Genomic DNA, 20629 nt, shown 5'->3' on the forward strand with positions numbered 1-20629 from the left:
CCCACCTCAAAATTCAGCGAAAGCAAAGAAGTTAGGTGGGGGATCAACTGCCCATAAAAGTCCGATTGGTTCAACTAATAATCAGTGGGGGATGAAGAAAACCCCCACTGATTAAAGTTTCACTTTATACCCTTATAAAGAAAATAGGTGAAGAGTATGCAGAAACGATTTTATAAAAAATGTCTTTTAACGTTAATGATTGCTGGAGTGGCAACAAGTAACGCATTTCCTTTACATCCTTTTGCAGCAGAACAAAACGTAAAAACATTGCAAGAAAGTGCGGAAAATTATTCGTTAGGGCCAGCTGGATTCCAAGATGTTATGGCGCAAACGACATCGAGCATATTTGCAATGGATTCATATGCAAAATTAATTCAAAATCAGCAAGAGACTGATTTGAGTAAAATAAGTTCCATTAATAGTGAGTTTAAAGGAAATATGATTCAGCACCAAAGAGATGCAAAAATTAACGCAGCGTATTGGTTAAATTATATGAAGCCTCAAATTATGAAAACAGATCAAAATATTATTAATTACAATAATACTTTTCAAGCGTATTATAATAGCATGCTAGTAGCGATTGAACAAAAGGATAGTGGAAAATTAAAAGCGGATTTAGAAAAGTTGTATGCTGATATTGTAAAAAATCAAAATGAGGTAGATGTATTATTAGGGGATTTGAAAGCTTTTCGCGATAGAATGGCGAAAGACACAAATAGTTTTAAAGAGGATACAAATCAATTAACAGCAATTTTAGCAAGTACGAATGCTGGCATTCCAGCTCTAGAGCAACAAATAAATACATATAACGATTCAATCAAAAAGAGTAATGATATGGTCATTGCTGGTGGCGTACTTTGCGTAGCACTAATAACATGTCTTGCTGGCGGACCGATGATTGCGATTGCGAAAAAAGATATCGCAAATGCAGAAAGAGAAATCTCCAATTTAAAAGATAGAATTTCTGGCGCACAAGCAGAAGTGGCAATATTGACAGATGTAAAAAATAAAACAACAAATATGACTGAAACAATTGATGCAGCAATTACAGCACTGCAAAATATATCAAATCAATGGTATACAGTAGGGGCAAAATATAATAATTTACTGCAAAACGTAAAAGGAATCAGCCCTGAAGAATTTACGTTTATAAAAGAAGATTTACATACAGCGAAAGATAGCTGGAAAGATGTAAAAGATTATACAGAAAAATTACATGAAGGCGTGGCGAAGTAAACAGTGGACTAGTTCTGCTGTTTATTTTTTTATCCTGTTTTTTGTGAGAGTTGGATTTGTAATTTGATAAATAAATTTGCCGTGTGTTTTATCAATGTAGCTTTGCGGTAATATTTCTTCATGAATAAAAAATGCCTATGTTCAAGGAGGATATTTTTACCCAAACCTCCGAAACAGGAGAATTAGCTTAATTCATTAGAAGGTTATACATCATAGAAGTTAATGTATAATGATGGTGATATTGGTATTATTCCGCAAGAAGTTAGAGACAAATTAGTCGGAAAAGAATTTAAATCATTTGATGATTTTAGAGAGGAATTTTGGAAAACACTTGCTGATTCAAGTTATGCTGGAGAATTTAGTCCTATGGATATAAAAAAGCTTATGAAAAACGGTAAGGCTCCTTACTCACCAAGAACGGAACATTATGGTAACCATAATAAATATATATTGCATCATAAACTGTCTATTGATAAAGATGGAGATGTCTATAATCTAATGATTGTATCTCCTAAAATACATCAAAATGTTTTAGATCCCGCATACCATTTCGGGAACAAAGGGTTATAAATTAAATGAAAGGATGAAAAATTTGATATGTAAATTGACGAAAACAGAACTGCTTGAGCTTGTAAAAAAAATTTATGATCTTGATTTACCTGAGGATGAACACAGTAACTATGTTCATCAATTTAATAACTCTGGTGTACCTCACCCTGCTCCAAGTGATTTGATTTTTTGGAATGATGAAGAATTGACTCCCGAAGAAGTAGTAGAAATAGCATGGAATTACAAATAAAAATAAAAGTGGGATAAAACAGCTCCTTTATGGGCCTGTATTATAACCAGAAAATCTATTTAAGATAGCGTTGCATATCCCCGGGGTACAGTTCAAGACGCTATAATTGGCGTCTTTTTTATTCATTAAATTACGTTTGAATGCAGTGCTCGAATTTTTTGCCGAAATCTTAAGTCTAATACATATCATAAAAACATTCAGTACTTACTTTGTTTATCTCTAAACCAAATTTTCAATGATTGTTTTAAATAAATATGAAGTTTTTAAAAGAAACGTACGTTCTTATTTAGGTTGATATGATATACTAATAATGTAAATATATTCCGTATTTATGTATCTGAAATTTCAGACATACGAGAGAATGGTTATTATCATATATAAATGATATAACGATGAATTTATAAAAGAACTAGGGAGGCAGAGAAGATGGCAGTCAGTACATATCAGTTGTTTCAACATCTTAATATAACAGGGGAACAAGAAGAATTAGCGTTACGTTACTTGCAGACGAGAGATGAAGAAATTTTAAAGCATATAGAACAAACGACAATTCGTGACAATAAACGTAGTGATTTTGCTTGGCAGTTTATGAGTGATTTTAGGGAAACGTATAAGCAAGACGCAGGTTTTTTTCGGTTATTTTATTACTTGCTTGAAGATCAACTGTTGAATGTTCTTCTCGTACGCTTTTCACATATGAGTTTTCCAGATATAAAAGTTTATTTTGAAAAAAGCGGTCTTGCATTTGATAGTCTTGTAGAATTGGCGTGTAAGTATTTAACAAATCTTTCCCGTTCTGTAAATGAAGCGGATGTTTTTCTTAGGGAATTAATAAGGGAGAATCCAAAGTACATAGAAGAGAAGTTGCAAGTTATAACAGGTCGACCAAAGATGGTTTTGCTTCTGCATATGCTAGATGCAGATTATGAGAGATTTCTTACGTACAGTTCTTTATTGGAGGAAGAGCTGCAAGAGCATGCGGAGTTTATATTGAAACTGGATGGGGCACAAGAGAAGATAGAATTGGCGAAAAGATACGTTCAAGGTGAATCTGATAGTGAAGTTTCTGTTGGTTCATCTTTACCTGATGTAACCTGGCACTTATTATTTCGTGTTTATCAGCATTCAAATGTGGCAAGACGATATATTGACTTGTTAGCGAAACGTTCTGTTAAAAATTTTATGGATTATGCAACGGATCATGTGTGTCATGTTCTTGATCAGTTTGGAAATCATGTAAGAACAAGGGGTTTTGATAAACAAGCGTATGAAACCAGTCTAAACTTGTGCGAACAATTCGGTGTTTCAGAGGAAAGGTTTTTCGCATATCGTCTTACATGGCGTCATTTAGGCGTCTTTAACTCCGACAAAGTATATGAATATCAATTATTGCTTCGTATGGTGGAAGAACAGCCAGAATTTGTTCAGCGTACGCTGCAATATTTAAGTCAAAGTCATTATCTTTTCGTGGTGATGCTTTTGGCGGAAAAAGGATACGAATTTAATCGAAACAGATTACGTGAAGAATTTTTAACGATTGCCCTTGAGTCCGAATCATCTGACATACGCGATACATATCGTGACTATTTAGTTGGGAAATTATCATTTGAAGATATGAAGCAAGTGCTTGAGAGTTCAAAGCAGCAAAATAATTACCGAGGAATGTCTGTTTTAGCAATTGCACTCCTTTGGGATATAGAGGAAGCGGTAAAGAGGGAAGCAGCACTCAAACTTCAATTTGGAAATGACTATAATTATAAATTATATGAACTTCTGCAACAGTATTCTCATAAGGAAGGTTCGCTTGAACGAATGTTGGAAGATCTTCTATCCTACGGTTTATCGAAGGAGAAACTTGTTTATTATTCAGTTAAACAAGCTGCTCGGCACAGTGAGGAGGAAAGTAAGGCAAAAGAAGCACTCGTTCGTTTATTTGTAAAAGAACAGGCATATGTGACAGGAGTATTTACTGAGTATCCTGTAGATGAACGGATTTTCATTTTGGATGAGCTAGCAAAGTATGATGGGGTTAAAACGCGTGCTCTTCTTATTCAAAGTCTTGGAGATTCCTCTAAAAAAGTACGTACTGCCGCAGTCGAGTTTCTTACAAAAGATGTGGAAGCTGCAGATGATGTAGCGAAGGAATTGAATAGTAGAAAGAAAGTCGTACGCGAAAATGTAATGCAAACACTTTTAAACTATAAATCTGAAAAATATACACAACTTGTGCAAGAAGCTTTGCAAGAAAAGAAAAATGCTTCCTTGATGGAGAAGTTTGCTCCGCTGCTTGGCGATGGAGACCTAGAAGGAGTATCAGGAAGTATCGAAGCTTTTTGTACACGTATTTTAACACCACAAAAAAGAAACGCACTCGTGCAGTGGCTCGGATTTGAACCACAAATTCGTCTTCGTGATTCCGATGTAATTGCGGATGCAACGCTTCCGCTTGCTTATTTTCAGCAGTATGTATCGGAGTCTGTAATTGAGAAAAAGGAAGCGGTGGAAGTGATAGGTGCAGCTTTAAATGAACAAGATTTGAAAGAAAATATACAAGCAATCTATCAGCTGTGGATTTCTCAAGGAGCGGAGGCGAAAAAGCGCGGTATTCTTTCGATGTATAGCGTTCATAGTGATGATGAAATGGCGCTACTGCTCAAAAAGCAGATTGATGAGTGGGCTGTTGGCATGCGCGGAGCTATCGCTGCAGCAGCTGTTCAGGCGTTGGCGTTGTCTTCGTCGCATCTTGCACTTATGACGATTAATACCATAGCATTCAAATATAAACATAAACAGGTGCGTAATGCTGCGAAAGAAGCGTTGAGTCTCGCTGCTAAAACACGTGGTATAACAGAAGAAGAACTAGAGGATCAGCTTGTTCCGGACCTTGGTTTTAATAAACGCGGTGAAAAGACAATTGATTACGGAAGTAGGATGTTTACTGCCTATTTAACGCCCAACCTGAAAATCGAGTTAAAAACAGAAGAAGGAAAACGAATAAAGTCGCTTCCGAAACCAAATGCAAAAGATCATGTGGAAAAAGCAGAAGAGGCTAAGATGGAGTTATCATCTATAAAGAAACAGCTTCGAAGTATCATTAGTATGCAAACGCAACGTCTTGAAATGGCACTTTCTCTTAATCGTTATTGGTCGCAACATACATGGAAGTCTTTGTTTGTGGAAAATCCAATTATGCAGCAATTTGCTATCTCACTTATTTGGGGCGAGTATAAGGAAGGAAAGTTGCTTGCGACTTTTCGTTATATGGAAGACGGCACATTCAATACGGTTGACGAAGAAGAGCATGAACTTACGCCAGACACTGTTATCGGTCTAATCCATCCGCTAGAATTGTCCAAAGAGGAAAGGGAATTATGGAAGGAACAATTAGAAGATTATGAGGTTATCCAACCATTCCCGCAAATTGTTCGCGAAGTATTTCTGGCGGCGGAAGATGAGAAAGTAACTGTGGAAAGGTTTGGGGGCATTCAAATCAATGGTCGGTCGCTGTTTGGTAAGTTAACGAAGTACGGTTGGAATCGCGGATCAGTTGAAGACGCTGGTGTGTATTATTCTTTCTATAAAGAAGACGCTCGCACAGGATTAGGGGCGGAGCTTGCATTTGAAGGTGCACCTGTTGGATATGAAGAAGAGGACGATGTATGCTTATTTGAAATTCAATTTTATAAAGCAGGCACAGTGAGCCGCGGTTCATACTCCTATGACGAAGTTGATGATGCGAGACGCATTGTGCCAAATCAAGTACCTAAACGATTTTTTAGCGAAATTTTATATGATATAAAACGGACGACAGAATCGAATCTTGGCCATGATGAAAACTGGCGCAGTAAGCGATAAGAAAGGAAATGACATATGCAGTCTATTAAACCATTAATGGAAGAATTGTATGAAATAGAATTGAATGCGTTAGAAGCGAATGATTTGTTTCCAAAACCACCTAACTGGCGATTGTCACCGCGTGCTGTTCGTACGTTTATTATCGGACAAGAAGAACCGCTTCTTTTGGAAGGAAAAGAAGTGGAAATTAGCCGTAAGTTTTATGGGAATGATGCGCTTGTGGAACGAGCGATTGTTACATTAGCAGGGAATCGCGGACTTATGTTAATTGGGGAGCCTGGGACTGCAAAGACGATGCTGAGTGAGCTACTTACTGCCGCAATATGCAGAAATAGCCGTAACACTGTGCAAGGAACCGCCGCTACGATGGAAGATACAATTAAGTATTCGTGGAACTATGCACTTCTTCTTGCGAAAGGACCTGTAAGGGAGGCGCTTGTGCCAGGGCCTCTCTTCGTTGGGATGGAAAAAGGGATATTAACTAGATTTGAAGAGTTAACGCGTTGCCCACAGGAAGTGCAAGATTCATTGATCAGCGTTCTGAGCGATAAGGTGCTCAATATTCCGGAATTTGGAGAACAAGGAATTCTTACAGCAAAGCCTGGCTTCAATATTATTGCGACGGCTAACACACGCGATCGCGGTGTGAATGAGATGAGTAGTGCATTGAAACGTCGTTTTAATTTTGAAACGGTACATCCAATTCAAGATGTAAAGCTTGAAGCAAAAATAATAGAGTCACAAGTAACGCGGTTATTAAGGGCATCAGGCATCAAACCAAAAGTGGATCAAACGGTTGTTCAGCTGTTAGCGACTGTTTTTCATGAACTTCGAGAAGGGGTAACTGCTGAAGGAAAACGAATTGATCAGCCATCTTCTGTTATGAGTACTGCAGAAGCGGTATCTGTATATTATCAAAGTGCAATGGATGCGTACTATTATGGAAGTGGAGAAGTGAAAATGGATGCGCTTGTTCGATATTTGTCAGGGACGATTGCGAAAGAAAACAAGGATGATTTAGAAAAGTTACGCAGTTATTTTACAAGCATCGTTAAGGCGCGAGGCCAAATAGGAGGAGAGGTATGGAAGTCGTTTTTCGAAGCTCGCAATCAGCTGAAGTAAATGCATTGTTTCAAAGAGCTTACAATTTAGATCGGAACGTCGTATACGTGCCAATTCGCCATCATAGTCCCGCGTGCTCTTTTCATATACAAAAGATTGTTAAATGCTATAAACCAGATGCAATTCTTATAGAAGGCCCGATAGACTGTAACCCACTTATTCCGCATATTGTGAGTGCAGATAGTAAAGCTCCGATTTGTATATATTGCAGTTATGATGATAAAACGAATGTGCTTGAAAGAGGAGAAAGTGGAAAGTACCGTGCGTACTATCCCTTTCTCGACTATTCGCCAGAACTTGTCGCGCTACGAAAAGGCGCTGCACAGAACATTCCTGTTTCATTTATTGATCTTCCTTATAAAGAATATGTGTTTTTAACAAAAAATGAGGAAGAGAATGGGAAACATGATGAGCAATATTTCTGGCATAGCCAATATGTCCGTATGCTTTCGGAAAAAACCGGGTGCCGAAATTTCCATGAGTTTTGGGAGAAATACTTTGAGTTGCAAGGCTTTCATATGACGAGCGAGGAGTTTGTCCGTCAGTTATTTCATTATTGTTATTATACACGCGCGGACTATACGCAGGGGATGTTGACAGAAGACGGTTGTGAAGCCAGGGAGATACATATGGCAAAAGAAATTGAAAAAGCGCGTAAAGTGTATGACAAGGTGCTCGTTATTACTGGAGGCTTTCATGTGAAAGGGCTTCTTGAATTGGAAGGAAAAAAGAAAAAGTTGCCGAAAAGCCCGTTACCTAAATTGTATGCTAAAAACTATCTTATGCCGTATTCCTTTTTGGAAAGTGATCAGATGCGTGGCTATGAGAGCGGAATGCCTGCACCTGCTTTTTACCAACATATTTGGGAGAACAGCGATGAATCGGTAGCTGAGCAATTTATGATACGAATTGCTAGACAGCTAAAGGTAGAAGGAATATCAATGGCAGATGAGATTGAGGCTGCACGAATGATACGTGAACTTGCACTGCTTCGTGGAAAGATGCAACCCGGATTGTATGAATTAATGGACGCAGTGCGCAGTACATTTGTGAAAGGTGAGATATTCTCGGCCAATAAGCCTTTAGCATTGCTTCAGAAGAGTTTGCAAGGGACAAAGCGTGGGGAATTGTCAAAAGAAGCAGATGTGCCGCCGCTCGTGCATGATTTTCGTGCTTCCGTTCGGTCGTTTCGTCTACCGGCCCGTTCAACTGTACCGCAGGAGACGATTCTTGACATATACAAGAAAGAAAGGCACTTGCGCTTAAGTCAATTTTTTCATTGTCTCGCTTTTTTAGGAGTTCCATTTTGCGAGAAGCTACGCGGTCCAAACTTAGCTAGAAAACAGAATATTAATCTTATGCGTGAAACTTGGAAATATCGTTTTTCAGCACAAGTAGAAAGTGCTCTGATAGATATATCTGTGTATGGCGGAACGGTGAAAGAAGCGGCGCAGGAAATGCTAAGAGCAAAGCTACACAAGGCAAAGGGACGGGCTGGAGAGGTGGCCCTTTTATTGCTAGAAGCCTATTTAAGTGGTTTGTTTTCCGACTTTTCCATGTACACCCAATTTATAGATGAAGCTGTGCAAAAGGATGGAGATTTTGCTTCTATGGCAAATTGTGCTTATTATTTATCACAAATAGAAAAAGCAAATCAGCAAGCGGATTACGCTAGGAATAAAGCACTTTCGTTATTTTCTGTTTTAGATGGGGGCGAACCAGCAATTATTGCAGAAAAGCTTATCGATTTGTATACAATGAAGCCTACAGATCAGCAATTTATTGACGCATTGGAGCTTTATTTGCAAAAGGAAAAAAGAGAAAGTCAAGTAGAGGGAGCAGTATTTGGGCTGTTAACTACTTTAGGAAAGCGGGAAATCGATGAGGTAATGCAAGTGGCAGAAGGGTATTTTTATGGAAGCGGTGATATGCAAAAGCAAGCTCCGATATTTTTGAATGGTTTGTTTGCTGGCGCCAAAGATATCTTTTTATATAACGAATCGTTGCTTAACGGAATGTCTCATGTTCTAGAAGAACTTGATGAAGAGATATTTCTACAAGTGTTGCCACATTTACGCCTCTTATTCAGTCAATTCACGCCGCTTGAAGTGGATACGATTGCTAGACAGATTTCCAAGTTATATGGCGCTACAGAAGAAGCGATAAAAGAAGAACCAATTTCCGAAGAGATGCTGATGTATGTAATGCAGTTAGATCGGAAAGCGAAGGGGATTTTAATGAGACGGGGGCTAGAAGATGGAGAATAACATTTCTTTAAATCGCTGGCGTCTTGTTCTTGGGAAACATGCGGATGATCAAATTACATTTCAGGAAGAAGAACCTGTATACAGAGAAATGGACGAGATGCTGGACTTTTTGTACGAGAGAGAACGCGGAGAAGAGCGCGGTGGATCCTTAGATCCCTCTCAGCTAACAGTGCCGACTTGGATTTCGAAAGTGCGGGAGTTATTTCCGAAAGAAACCATTGAAATTATGGAAAATCATGCGTTAGAGAAATATGAATTAACAGCTCTATTACAGGATAAGCAAACGCTTGAAAAAATGGAACCGAATATGAATTTATTAAAATGCATTTTACAATTTAAAGATTATGTAAAACCGGATGTATTAGACACAGCTAAACGTATTGTAGCGAAAGTCACTGAGGAGTTGCGTCGTAATTTAGAGCAAGAAGTGAAGCACGCATTAAGCGGTAGACCGGATCGAAATCGTTCTAGCCGCGTGCGCACGATGCGTAACTTTGATTTTAAGAAAACGATTCGAAAGAACTTAAAGCATTTTGACAAGGAAACAAACGCCATTCATATTGAAAAACCGTACTTTTACGCTGCCACTAAACATGTTAGCACATGGCGTGTAATCCTCGCAGTAGACGAGAGTGGAAGTATGATTGATTCTGTTATCCATAGCGCAGTTATGGCGGGTATTTTCGCAAGCTTACCGACGATTAAGACAGATTTGTTCATCTTTGATACAGCTGTTGTTGATTTAACGGATCGTATTGATGATCCGGTGGAAACGCTTATGAGTGTACAGCTTGGTGGAGGAACATATATTGCTCAGGCGCTGCGCTACGCAACGAATAAAATCGAGATGCCTCATAAAACAATTGTCGTGCTTGTAACGGATTTATATGAAGGTGGCAGTTACGCTGAAATGTACCGAGAAGCGATGAAGATTGTAGAATCAGGAGCAAAACTGATTGTGCTTACTTCTCTTGATCCGACTGCACAGCCTTTTTATGATAAACAGGCAGCTAAAAAAATGGCGGCGCTCGGTGCTCATGTAGCCGCGTTAACACCAGGGAGGTTGGCACAGTGGATCGCAACAATCATTTCTTAAATGTTCTTTCCTCTATTGATGAAACATATTTAATTGCCATGTCCAACAAAGGAACATATAAGAGAGCAATGAAGGATTTGGCTGCTGCAACAAATATCAAAATGGACGTAGAAGAGGGTGCAGCGCAAATACATCTTGATGATGAAACTACTGTAACGTTTACGGGAGATATACGCAGTTACTCCTGCACTTGTGAAGCACGCTCGATTTGTAAGCATGTCATTATGGCTTTATTAGAAGCAAAGAAGATGTACGAAGGTGAGGAGAACATAAAAGTTGATTTCTCTGCCCTTTTGAATGTGGACGTTCACAATATTGTCTCCGAAAAAATGTGGGCTGAAATGATGTTCCGCGAAACATTTCAGCAAAAGTTTGTTTTGGAAGAAGAGGGTGCTTTAATCGCCTCCCTTCCAGAAGAGGATATAACGGTTCGCTTTCTGACAGCTGAATCGGTAGCTGATGCGATTTGTACATGTAAAGCAGAGGGAATATGCCGGCATAAGGCGGAAGCAATATATTGGTATCAAAAAGAGAGAGGAATTTCGCATGAAACGAAACAGGTACAGTTTCTTATTATTGAGTCGGATAAGCTATCTATTTTCAAAGAGATGATTGAGCAAATTGTTCACTTTGGATTAACACGTCTTACAGAAAAAACAATCTATGAAATAGAACAACTTTCTGTAAAAGCGCGTTCTTTGAAACTAGCAAAGTTAGAAAATTTATTTCGTAAGCTAGGGACTGATATTAGGCTATACCGAATGAAACATGCATCTTTTCAAATGGCATCCTATCGGCAAACGCTGTCCGCGATTTATGAATACATTGTGTTGTTAGAACGTCACCGTCTGCAAGAGAGTCCGTTTCGTTCGGAATATTATGAAGTTCCACCGCTTACTTTGCATGCCTTTGGCGCATCCGGCTGGCAAACGAAGTCCGGTTATGTTGGTGTGACATATTATTTCTATAATCGAGAACAGGAAAAGTGGATCACATACACACAGTCACGTCCCATGTTTTATGAAGGGAGCAACACAACTTCTGAGGACCTCCATGAAAAGCAAGTTCCATGGGGGATTGCAGGGAAGGGATACGAACTGTCTCGTTCATCTCTAGGATTGAAACATGCAAAGCTTAACACCGATTTTCAATTGTCATCTAGCTCACAGACAGTAGGGGAAGTAGACGGAAAAACAAATGTAACAGAGTGGCAATCGCTCTTTATAACCTCATGGGAAGAACTACTAAAAAAAGTAAAAGCGAACAGGTTAGAGGCAAGTAAACAAGGAGTCTTTTGTATCGAATTTGCTGAGATGGAAGAATGGGAGTTTCAGAAGCAAGAGCAAAAATGGATTATACCTCTTATTGATAAAAAGGGGAAAGTATTACAAATGCAAATGATGAAACAACGAGACAATGAGCGGACGATTCGACTTGTAAAAATATATTTGGACTCATTACATGTAAAGAGAATGCTAGTTCATCCTTATCAGGAAGGAACAAAGCTCGTAGTTACACCTGTTATTTTATATACAGAAGTAGGAGAAATTATAAATATTACACTTAATGAAGGGGAAACATTGTATGATAGAGTTAGTGCGCATAATCGATGAATTGGAACAAGCTCTAGATGAGATGCTTGTCTCAGGAGCAGGGACGGTACCTCCTTCTTTTTTTCAAGATATAAAACGAAAATGTGAAAAGTATGGTCTTTCTTATGCAGCCGCGCAGCTATTTGTCATAGAGGAAGAACGAAACAAGGCCCGCTTTCTTCATAAAGAAGAAACAGGGAAATTGACGGAAGCGTTTTGCAAGCTGCAGGAATATATTCAAGTTGTAAAGGCTGAAATGCTACATTTATAAAGATGTGATTGAATAGGAATTTAATTTATCCCGTATTAACGGGCAATAAAATTCCCACCTCAAGATTTAGAGAAGCGCAAGGAAGATAGGTAGGAGAGAAACTGTCCGTAAAAGTCTGAATGTTTCAACTGATAATGAGTGGGGAATGAAGAATCCCCCACTCATTACAGTTTCGCTTTATTCATCATATTAGCAGTGGAGAACAAGTAATAGGAATACTCAAGCCTAGACACCCTGACTTTGAAGAAACTTTCTAAACACCTAATCAGTATTTATTGAAGGTCCTTTCGGATAAGAAATCTGTTGATTTGTTATAAAAACGATTATTAAGCCGTTGTAAACCAATATACGGAAAAATAACTTTCTTCCGTTTCCATAACAAAAAATTCATCATTCCATTCTGGTTCATAAGCATAAGCAATTCGGATTCCTTTAATAGGGAACTCGATAGGTTTAATAAGTGGGGCATATCTGTTTCTCAATTCTGTGAATTCTTCTTGGGATATTGTTTTCAGTTCTTCTTGTTCAGCTCTAAATTTTTGTTCGAATTCCCAAATAGGCATATCTTTAACGTGTTTTCCTTTATACCAAAACCAATGCGTATTTCTTCGTTCAATGAATTGGCATGTTGCTGCAAAATCTTCCAAGGTTTTAATCGTGTCGTAACTGTTTTTTCCTTTGCTATGTTCAAAAACATATATTGTCTCTTCACCACAGCTTGATAATTCATCATCTTCTATTACAAAATATTTCATATGTAACATCTCCTAGCTTCTTGTCTTGTAAATAATTAATCTTTTTCTATACCATATTGAACAAGAATAAAAACTAAAAAACTGTTTATGTAAGAATGGAAATTTTGTTAAAATACGCTATTATTCCTTGTGTAAAAGTAATTCATATAAAAGGAAAAAATTGAAAGGTAGGATCAAAATGATTAGTGGCTTAAAAAAAGCGGCCGTATCTTCATTAACAGACAAATGGGGATTGGCGGTATTGTCATCGTTTCTTTATCATATTATTTCTAGGGTTTGTATGCTAATTATAGGATTTCCACTGTTGTTTCTTGGTATCCTATTAAGTGAAATAATGAATTCTAGTTTTTCCATTTCAGGAGACGAAAAGTTAAATGCAGCAGGTGCTTTTTCTTATTTACTTGTTTTCGTTGTTCTATTTATTTGTTTAATAGGTGCACAAGGCATTATGAATTATGGGTATCTTAAAGTTACATTGCGTTTAGCGAAAAAAGAATCTACTACAATTGGTGAGTTATTTGAAGGATTTCGAAAAAGTAATGTGTTTAGATCTATAAAGGTGACTACTTTAATGACTGTATACACACTTTTATGGAGTGTATTATTAATTGTACCAGGTATTATAAAATTTATCTCTTATTCTATGGCTTACTATATTTTGTTAGATCATCCAGAATATACGGCGAGTGAAGCAATTAAAAAGAGTCAAGAACTGATGAAAGGACATAAATTAGATTTATTCCTACTATCGTTAAGTTTTATCGGATGGTTTATTTTAGGGGTTATCATCGGATTTTTCACATTTGGTATCCCGTTTCTTTGGATCTATCCATACTACATTACAACAGTATCGCATTTCTACTTGAAAATAGTGAATAGAGATACTGTTATGGAGGAAAAAAAGTTAACTGTTTGATTTTAATTTTGATTCGAAATATTGTATGTATCTTGATTTTATGACAAACACAAAGACTCCATTTTGAAAAAGGAATGATTAAAATGGAGTTCTTTCTTGAAAAGTGGTGTAAAGATTTTATAAAAAAGTTTGATTGTTTTGTTATCTGTTATTTCATTGACGCCCCCATAACTTTAAGTGCGCTTCTTCATAATTATAATAGTTGTAATCATTTTAATCATATATTCCCCATTCAAACAAAAAATAATGGCTATCAGATTGTCCGAATATGTAATCATAAACATATCCCTTTTGTACTTGTATTGTTTCAATATGATTCAATCTAATTAAGAGTTCTTTAATAACTTGTTCTGGTACATTCACATCAGCTAAATCCCTTTTAAATCTACTTATAAAATCATTTTTGTTTAATAACTCTAAGCTATTACATACTCTTGAATAGTATGCGTTAATCCAGAAATCTTTTAGTGCGGTTAGCCATTGTTTATCTGAAGGGTCTGGTTCATCAACAATATCCCATTCCTCTCCATCGAACAATTCTTTTTTAAATAGTGCAGAAAATGCCTCTTGAATAGTATCAAATTGATTTTTTCTGGCAAATATTAAGTCTACTTGCTTCACATGTTTATCTTTGAATTCGTATACATCGAATGATAAATTTGATAATCTTACTTTTGCGATCTGTCTGGCAAATAAATTGAGATCATCAAACAATTTTTGAATTTCTTTATTCATCATAATCCTCACCCCTTTTTTTAGAGTTCTGGTATCTTAATTATTGATATTTAATTAATCCGTGTTGTTGGTCCACTAAGAAAAAATGAAGTGTAAGTAATTCTTTAATTGAAAGAGACAAAATATCGTAAATTTATTTTAAAAACACAAATACAACTTTTCAGTCTACAACTATTTTTTAACAGTCTAATACTTTATTCTATAGTCTAAAACATTTTTTAAATGAAATAAATATTAGATCCTTTTTTATTTGTAATACGGCAAGGTCTACTTTATTGGAGCGTTTATGGGAGTAGAACATCGCTTAAACGCTAAATATTACAGAGTAAATAAGGGGGAATCTGGAGGGAAAACATTTTCTATAAACTTTATACATGTTATCATATTTTCAGTAAGTCAATGAAGAAAAAGTCAGAAGAGTTAAAAGGATTATCTAAACTTTATTTAGAGTTGATGGAAAAATAAGTAGGTTATAGTGTGGACAAAAAGATTTCCCAGTACAATATAATGTAGGTAAAGTGATGATTTATGTAAAAGATGGGATGGAAATCATACAAGGCGGTTTAGATAAAGGTGAAAAAATGGAAGTTGGTATAGGTAGTGCAAGGTAAGAGACAGCTTCTAAGTTAATAGATGCAGCAAACAAAGAAGCAAAAAAATCTAAGTAACCTAACTGTAGGGAAGTGTGATATATCTACAGACTATCCCATAATTAGTGCAACAAAAAATGCAGTTAAAGAGGTAATAGTAAGGGAACTCAATTTAAGTAGCTGTAGAATATAAAAGTTTTATACTGGATTTAAGTATAGAGTTATAAAGTAAATTATCTACAGAAAAATTTTATGAATTCTAAAGTTTGATGCATGATAAAAATCCAGTTCAAAGCTTTTTGATTTCACATATATTCTAAAAAATAACTATTACCAACCTACTAAAACAGAGGTAGCACCACATCGCTATCAAACTAAAAAAAGCAAATAGCTCCTTTAAGTTGATGGGCATTTAGCAATACTCCAAACTGGACAGTATAATTATTTATAATAACAACTAAGACAATCAAATAGATTTTAGTTGAAGAACAAGTCATAATAAAAGGCTGTTTAATATATTAAATAGTTTATGTTCTTTTGTTTTTCTAAATTTAATAGCTAAGAAGAAAATAGGAATTAGAGGAGGGAGAAAATTGAGGTTTTTTACGATATTTGCATCAAGGAATGATACAAGTGATGTAGAAGGTTTCATTACTCAAGTTTTCCAAAATGGATTCAAGGTTGAACGAAATAAAAATGAATATACCATTCAATCGAAAAGACTATTTGGCAAAAATAAAATTATTATTCGGGTGGATTCTGAAGAATCAACTCCTGATTATTTTTCCAATAATATTCCTGGAATGATGCACATGTACGATCAAATTGAATTTCAAGAAGAACATCTTAAGAGGATGGTTTTGGCACAAATTTCTGTAATTAATACCATAATTGCTATAGAGACGAAGAAGGATTATAGTGATGAATACGTGGAGTTGTTTCTTAAATTACTTAATCAGGTAAACGGTATTGGTTTTATCCCTGATCGAACTCTCATCGGGAATGATGGAAAAGTAATTGTATTTCCGGATGGATCCTCTGGTCCTTCAGAATTTACTCCTCAAGCATGTACGAACAAAATAATGGGACAGAATAATACTTCTACCGATGGGGAGAAAAGAAAACAGAAAGCGATAAGCTACCTGCAAGATAAAGGGATTCCATATATCGAAGGATTGCCTCAATTGCCTCCTTTGACAAGTATTCAGTTAAGAAATCGAGAAGAGATTACGAAGAGAGCGGTAGCTTTGTTGATTGTCATACAATATGCTTGTGATGTTGCCCAAGAAGGAGATTTGAAAATTTCCAAAGAGTTTGTCATGGGGCTGCTGAACAAATTTGATGTGATTGAATCATTAACGAGGCAGGAAAGAAATTTCCTAAATTCAGAGAAACCTGATGTGAAAGAAGCGATACAGATTGCATGGCAGTATGAAGCCCAATGGGTTTTACTTTGGTCAATTGGTCTCGTGAATACACTGAAATTTCCGAAAGAAATCTGTGACTGTCATTATGCAATTAAACTTGTTTCTGATTGTAGTTCTTTTAATGAATTTTATCAACAAACAAGATTGCGCAGTGCAGAAGAGATTTTGGATGAGGCCGACCTCGTTTATCGGCTTCATTGGGCTTGTGTACATGATAGAATTAATGAGAGAGAAGCAACTGCAGGTATGCAGGAAAGTATTGTTATTGAAAGACGAAGGGGCTTGTTTTGGTTAATCAATTATAAAAATGAAGATTGGGATTGCATCTCCATGGATACATAATCTATATTCTTTGTTCTGTACAGCTTTTGTATTTTAGATAATAAAATTATTGCTTCATCAGTTCAATCTCTTACAGAAAAACGGACGGAAATTCCATGGGTATGAGAAAAAACAGTCTTTAATATCCTAGGCCTCATATACAACTTTTCTATGTTAAATAACTTGATTCGTACATTTTAAACGGATTTGTTATCGTTACTGCAGAAAAAGTATGAATTAAATATTACTTGATTTACATGTTTCAAGCGTATCTATATTGAGTTTGTAAATCTACACAATAAGTTTTCATTATATATAATAAGTGTAGTAGAAGTTCAGTTAGATAAAAATTCGGTAGTCGAATTTTTTTGCATAAAGCTGTATAATGCTTGTAACGAAAAGGAAATACAGGAAAGGATATGTAATGAGTTACTATGGATAAAGATAAACAACAATTAAGCGTTGAAGTTGCAAGATTATATTATCAGTCAGATTATAGTCAGCAGGAAATTGCTAATAAATTAAATATTTCAAGGCCGACTATCTCTAGATTATTAAAGTACGCGAAAGAAAAAGGATTTGTTCAAATTAGCATAGCCGATCCATTTGCTGATTTAGATAACGTTGGAAATTTACTGAAAGAAAAATACAACTTGTTAGAGGCACATGTCGTATTTTCTCCAGTGCCAGAATATGCAACGATTACAGAGTATATTAGTAAATATGCAGCTGAGTATATGGAAAAGACGGTTAAAACTGGTGATATCGTTGGTGTAAGCTGGGGAATGACGATGTATGAAATCGCTAGAAAAATCGTACCGCAACATGTAAAAGGTGTAGAAGTTGTCCAGTTAAAAGGTGGTATTAGTCATTCTAGTGTAAATACATATGCGAATGAGACCATTGCTTTATTTGCAGATGCTTTTCAAACGACGCCAAGAAATCTACCCCTTCCAGTTATATTTGATAATGCAGTGACAAAAGAATTAGTAGAGCAGGATCGACATATTCATCACATTATTGAAATGGGGAAACAAGCGAATATTGCAGTGTTCACTGTAGGAACAGTGCGAGACGAAGCGCTATTATTTCGATTAGGTTATTTCGATATGGATGAAACGAGTTTACTCAAAAAACAATCGGTCGGTGACATTTGTTCACGTTTCTTTGATGGAGACGGAAATATTAGTAGCGAAGAGATTAATCAGCGTACAATTGGAATTGAGTTAGAGGAACTGAAATTAAAGAAACGCTCTATTTTAGTTGCAGGTGGTAATAGAAAAATAAAAGCAATTGATGGTGCGTTACGTGGCGGGTATGCAAATGTATTAATTATCGATCAGCATACAGCTAAAGAACTGTTACATTATCAAAAAGGTTAGAAATAAAAGGCTTTCTCAAGATATTAATTTTGAGAAAGCCTTTTATTTTGTTATGTATGAATTATGGAGTGTTTTTTGAATACAAATTGCCTTTTTAAAAATAATTATGGATATTGAGATACATACTACCATTGTTAATATAAAAGTTTTGTTTTTATATATGAAGTGTTTCTTAGTTAGAATGCGCTTTATTTACTACAAGAAAATTACTTTTGAAAAAGGATGAACAAAATTTCAAAAGTGTATTTACATTTGTTCAACTAAGAGTTAGAATGAAGTTGTTAAAAGATATGAGGAGTGAAGATAATGAATATTGCAAAGTTAATTGACCATACAATTTTAAAAGCTAATACTACAAAAGAAGATGTTATGAAAGTAATCGAAGAAGCAAAGGAATATAAATTCGCTTCTGTTTGTATTAATCCTACATGGGTGAAGCTAGCTGCTGAAGAATTAGCTGGACATGATGTAGATGTTTGTACTGTAATCGGTTTCCCATTAGGAGCAAGCACTACTGAAACAAAAGCTTTCGAAACAAAAGATGCTATCGCAAAAGGTGCAACTGAAGTTGACATGGTAATCAACGTAGGCGCTTTAAAAGATGGCGATAACGAGTTCGTTGAAAAAGATATTTATGAAGTAGTACAAGCAGCAAAAGGAAAAGCTCTTGTAAAAGTAATCATTGAAACTTGCCTATTAACAGATGAAGAGAAAGTACGCGCTTGTGAATTATCAGTAAAAGCTGGTGCTGACTTCGTAAAAACTTCAACTGGATTCTCAACTGGCGGAGCAACTGCTGAAGACATCGCATTAATGCGCAAAACAGTTGGACCAAACGTTGGTGTAAAAGCATCTGGTGGCGTTCGTACACGTGAAGATGCAGACAAAATGGTAGCTGCTGGAGCTTCTCGCGTTGGAGCAAGTGCTAGTGTTGCAATCGTATTAAATGATGCAAAAGGTGCTACAGATAACTACTAAACATTAATGAAGTCAAAAGCAATAGATACACAAAGTAAAGTGTATCTATTGTTTTAACAATTGAAAAAAATGTAAGCGGATACGAATGGGAGGAGACGGCTTATGAAATATTTAATCGGTATTTTAGGCCTCGTATTGATTTTAGGTATCGCTTGGCTTGCTAGTAATGATAGAAAGAAAGTCAAATATCGCCCAATCATAACGATGGTTATATTACAATTCATTTTGGGGTTTTTATTATTAAATACAAGTGTAGGGAATATATTAATTAGCGGAATAGCAGATGGTTTTGGAGAGCTATTAAAATATGCCGCTGACGGTGTGAATTTCGTATTTGGTGGATTAGTAAATCAAAAAGAGTTTTCGTTCTTTTTAAGTGTATTAATGCCAATCGTATTTATTTCAGCTTTAATAGGTATTTTGCAACACATTAAAGTATTACCTATTATTGTGAAATCTATCGGTCTAGCATTAAGTAAAGTAAATGGAATGGGGAAACTAGAATCATATAACGCTGTTGCTTCTGCGATTTTAGGACAATCTGAAGTGTTTATTTCAGTTAAGAAACAACTAGGATTATTGCCAGAGAAAAGAATGTATACATTATGTGCATCTGCAATGTCTACCGTTTCAATGTCTATCGTTGGATCATATATGGTGTTATTAAAACCACAATATGTTGTAACCGCTTTAGTGCTTAACTTATTCGGTGGTTTTATTATCGCTTCTATCATTAACCCTTATGAAGTTACTGAAGAAGAAGATATGTTAGAAGTACAAGAAGAAGAGAAAAAGACTTTCTTTGAAGTATTAGGGGAATACATTATAGATGGATTTAAAGTTGCAATTACAGTAGCAGCTATGTTAGTCGGTTTCGTTGCTTTAATCGCATTCATTAATGCAGTATTTAAAGGTGTAATTGGTATTTCATTCCAAGAAATTCTTGGTTATGTATTTGCACCATTTGCATTTATTATGGGTGTACCTTGGCATGAAGCAGTTAATGCCGGAAATATTATGGCAACAAAATTAGTATCAAATGAATTTGTCGCTATGACAGATTTAGCACAAGGAAACTTTAATTTCTCAGATAGAACGACAGCGATTATATCTGTATTCTTAGTTTCATTTGCAAACTTCTCTTCAATTGGAATTATTGCAGGGGCAGTTAAGAGCTTAAATGAAAAGCAAGGGAATGTAGTCGCAAGATTTGGTTTGAAATTACTTTTCGGTGCAACATTAGTAAGTTTCTTATCAGCAACAATCGTAGGCTTATTATTTTAATAG

General features: G+C 36.0%; 15 protein-coding genes and 1 pseudogene. 14 read left to right on the forward strand and 2 right to left on the reverse strand.

The window, feature by feature from the left end; all coding sequences use genetic code 11:
• Nucleotides 1-156 precede the first annotated feature (156 nt).
• The 9 genes and pseudogenes from nheC to JDS82_RS05560 all read left to right on the forward strand — a co-directional run bounded on the left by nheC (nt 157) and on the right by JDS82_RS05560 (nt 12238).
• Nucleotides 157-1236: a non-hemolytic enterotoxin NHE subunit C gene (gene nheC / locus JDS82_RS05520; RefSeq protein WP_061673168.1), complete on the forward strand. Its 1080-nt coding sequence runs from the start codon at nt 157-159 to the stop codon at nt 1234-1236.
• Between the two features lie 216 nt (nt 1237-1452).
• Nucleotides 1453-1806, forward strand: a pseudogene (locus tag JDS82_RS05525) (WXG100 family type VII secretion target); the annotation flags it as partial.
• A 22-nt stretch (nt 1807-1828) separates the two neighbouring features.
• Nucleotides 1829-2035 (forward strand): bacteriocin immunity protein, encoded by a 207-nt coding sequence (locus JDS82_RS05530; protein ID WP_000562892.1) that lies wholly within the window; start codon nt 1829-1831, stop codon nt 2033-2035.
• Between the two features lie 426 nt (nt 2036-2461).
• Nucleotides 2462-5890, forward strand: coding sequence for a DUF4132 domain-containing protein (locus tag JDS82_RS05535; RefSeq protein ID WP_064449811.1), 3429 nt, complete (start codon nt 2462-2464; stop codon nt 5888-5890).
• Nucleotides 5891-5905: 15 nt separating this feature from the next.
• Nucleotides 5906-7012: an ATP-binding protein gene (locus tag JDS82_RS05540; RefSeq protein WP_199712842.1), complete on the forward strand. Its 1107-nt coding sequence runs from the start codon at nt 5906-5908 to the stop codon at nt 7010-7012.
• The gene (locus JDS82_RS05545; protein ID WP_064470848.1) at nt 6973-9279 is read left to right on the forward strand and encodes a DUF5682 family protein; all 2307 of its coding nucleotides are present in this window, start codon (nt 6973-6975) and stop codon (nt 9277-9279) included. Before JDS82_RS05540 ends, JDS82_RS05545 begins: the two co-directional genes overlap by 40 nt.
• Nucleotides 9269-10375, forward strand: coding sequence for a VWA domain-containing protein (locus JDS82_RS05550; RefSeq protein ID WP_064056709.1), 1107 nt, complete (start codon nt 9269-9271; stop codon nt 10373-10375). The genes JDS82_RS05545 and JDS82_RS05550 overlap by 11 nt, the downstream gene beginning before the upstream one ends.
• The gene (locus JDS82_RS05555; protein WP_199712843.1) at nt 10351-11988 is read left to right on the forward strand and encodes an SWIM zinc finger family protein; all 1638 of its coding nucleotides are present in this window, start codon (nt 10351-10353) and stop codon (nt 11986-11988) included. The genes JDS82_RS05550 and JDS82_RS05555 overlap by 25 nt, the downstream gene beginning before the upstream one ends.
• Nucleotides 11960-12238 (forward strand): hypothetical protein, encoded by a 279-nt coding sequence (locus JDS82_RS05560; protein WP_000571716.1) that lies wholly within the window; start codon nt 11960-11962, stop codon nt 12236-12238. Before JDS82_RS05555 ends, JDS82_RS05560 begins: the two co-directional genes overlap by 29 nt.
• A 326-nt stretch (nt 12239-12564) precedes the next feature.
• Here the strand turns inward: JDS82_RS05560 and JDS82_RS05565 are convergent, their stop codons facing one another.
• Nucleotides 12565-12993 (reverse strand): hypothetical protein, encoded by a 429-nt coding sequence (locus JDS82_RS05565; protein ID WP_000873462.1) that lies wholly within the window; start codon nt 12991-12993, stop codon nt 12565-12567.
• A 178-nt stretch (nt 12994-13171) separates the two neighbouring features.
• On the opposite strand from JDS82_RS05565, the gene JDS82_RS05570 reads away from it, so the two are divergent.
• The gene (locus JDS82_RS05570) at nt 13172-13909 is read left to right on the forward strand and encodes a DUF975 family protein (RefSeq protein ID WP_000623192.1); all 738 of its coding nucleotides are present in this window, start codon (nt 13172-13174) and stop codon (nt 13907-13909) included.
• A gap of 213 nt (nt 13910-14122) precedes the next feature.
• Here the strand turns inward: JDS82_RS05570 and JDS82_RS05575 are convergent, their stop codons facing one another.
• Nucleotides 14123-14644 (reverse strand): hypothetical protein, encoded by a 522-nt coding sequence (locus tag JDS82_RS05575; RefSeq protein WP_002108545.1) that lies wholly within the window; start codon nt 14642-14644, stop codon nt 14123-14125.
• Between the two features lie 1183 nt (nt 14645-15827).
• On the opposite strand from JDS82_RS05575, the gene JDS82_RS05580 reads away from it, so the two are divergent.
• The 4 genes from JDS82_RS05580 to JDS82_RS05595 all read left to right on the forward strand — a co-directional run bounded on the left by JDS82_RS05580 (nt 15828) and on the right by JDS82_RS05595 (nt 20626).
• The gene (locus JDS82_RS05580; RefSeq protein ID WP_061673163.1) at nt 15828-17003 is read left to right on the forward strand and encodes a DUF4272 domain-containing protein; all 1176 of its coding nucleotides are present in this window, start codon (nt 15828-15830) and stop codon (nt 17001-17003) included.
• A 413-nt stretch (nt 17004-17416) separates the two neighbouring features.
• Nucleotides 17417-18364, forward strand: coding sequence for a sugar-binding transcriptional regulator (locus JDS82_RS05585; RefSeq protein ID WP_000356573.1), 948 nt, complete (start codon nt 17417-17419; stop codon nt 18362-18364).
• Between the two features lie 306 nt (nt 18365-18670).
• Nucleotides 18671-19342 (forward strand): deoxyribose-phosphate aldolase, encoded by a 672-nt coding sequence (gene deoC, locus JDS82_RS05590; protein WP_001017444.1) that lies wholly within the window; start codon nt 18671-18673, stop codon nt 19340-19342.
• A gap of 102 nt (nt 19343-19444) precedes the next feature.
• Nucleotides 19445-20626, forward strand: a complete 1182-nt coding sequence (locus tag JDS82_RS05595; protein WP_048566912.1) for a NupC/NupG family nucleoside CNT transporter — start codon at nt 19445-19447, stop codon at nt 20624-20626.
• The last annotated feature ends 3 nt before the right edge of the window (nt 20627-20629 follow it).

Origin of the sequence: Bacillus cereus group sp. N14 (assembly GCF_016483555.1) — a bacterium.
GTDB classification, from domain to species: Bacteria; Bacillota; Bacilli; order Bacillales; family Bacillaceae_G; genus Bacillus_A; species Bacillus_A wiedmannii.

Coding starts and splice junctions, on each gene's coding strand:
- JDS82_RS05550 (WP_064056709.1), top strand. CDS start 9,269: ATGGAGAATAACATTTCTTTAAATCGCTGGCGTCTTGTTCTTGGGAAA.
- JDS82_RS05585 (WP_000356573.1), top strand. CDS start 17,417: ATGGATAAAGATAAACAACAATTAAGCGTTGAAGTTGCAAGATTATAT.
- JDS82_RS05570 (WP_000623192.1), top strand. CDS start 13,172: ATGATTAGTGGCTTAAAAAAAGCGGCCGTATCTTCATTAACAGACAAA.
- nheC (WP_061673168.1), top strand. CDS start 157: ATGCAGAAACGATTTTATAAAAAATGTCTTTTAACGTTAATGATTGCT.
- JDS82_RS05540 (WP_199712842.1), top strand. CDS start 5,906: ATGCAGTCTATTAAACCATTAATGGAAGAATTGTATGAAATAGAATTG.
- JDS82_RS05575 (WP_002108545.1), bottom strand. CDS start 14,644: ATGAATAAAGAAATTCAAAAATTGTTTGATGATCTCAATTTATTTGCC.
- JDS82_RS05560 (WP_000571716.1), top strand. CDS start 11,960: ATGATAGAGTTAGTGCGCATAATCGATGAATTGGAACAAGCTCTAGAT.
- deoC (WP_001017444.1), top strand. CDS start 18,671: ATGAATATTGCAAAGTTAATTGACCATACAATTTTAAAAGCTAATACT.
- JDS82_RS05565 (WP_000873462.1), bottom strand. CDS start 12,993: ATGAAATATTTTGTAATAGAAGATGATGAATTATCAAGCTGTGGTGAA.
- JDS82_RS05545 (WP_064470848.1), top strand. CDS start 6,973: ATGGAAGTCGTTTTTCGAAGCTCGCAATCAGCTGAAGTAAATGCATTG.
- JDS82_RS05535 (WP_064449811.1), top strand. CDS start 2,462: ATGGCAGTCAGTACATATCAGTTGTTTCAACATCTTAATATAACAGGG.
- JDS82_RS05595 (WP_048566912.1), top strand. CDS start 19,445: ATGAAATATTTAATCGGTATTTTAGGCCTCGTATTGATTTTAGGTATC.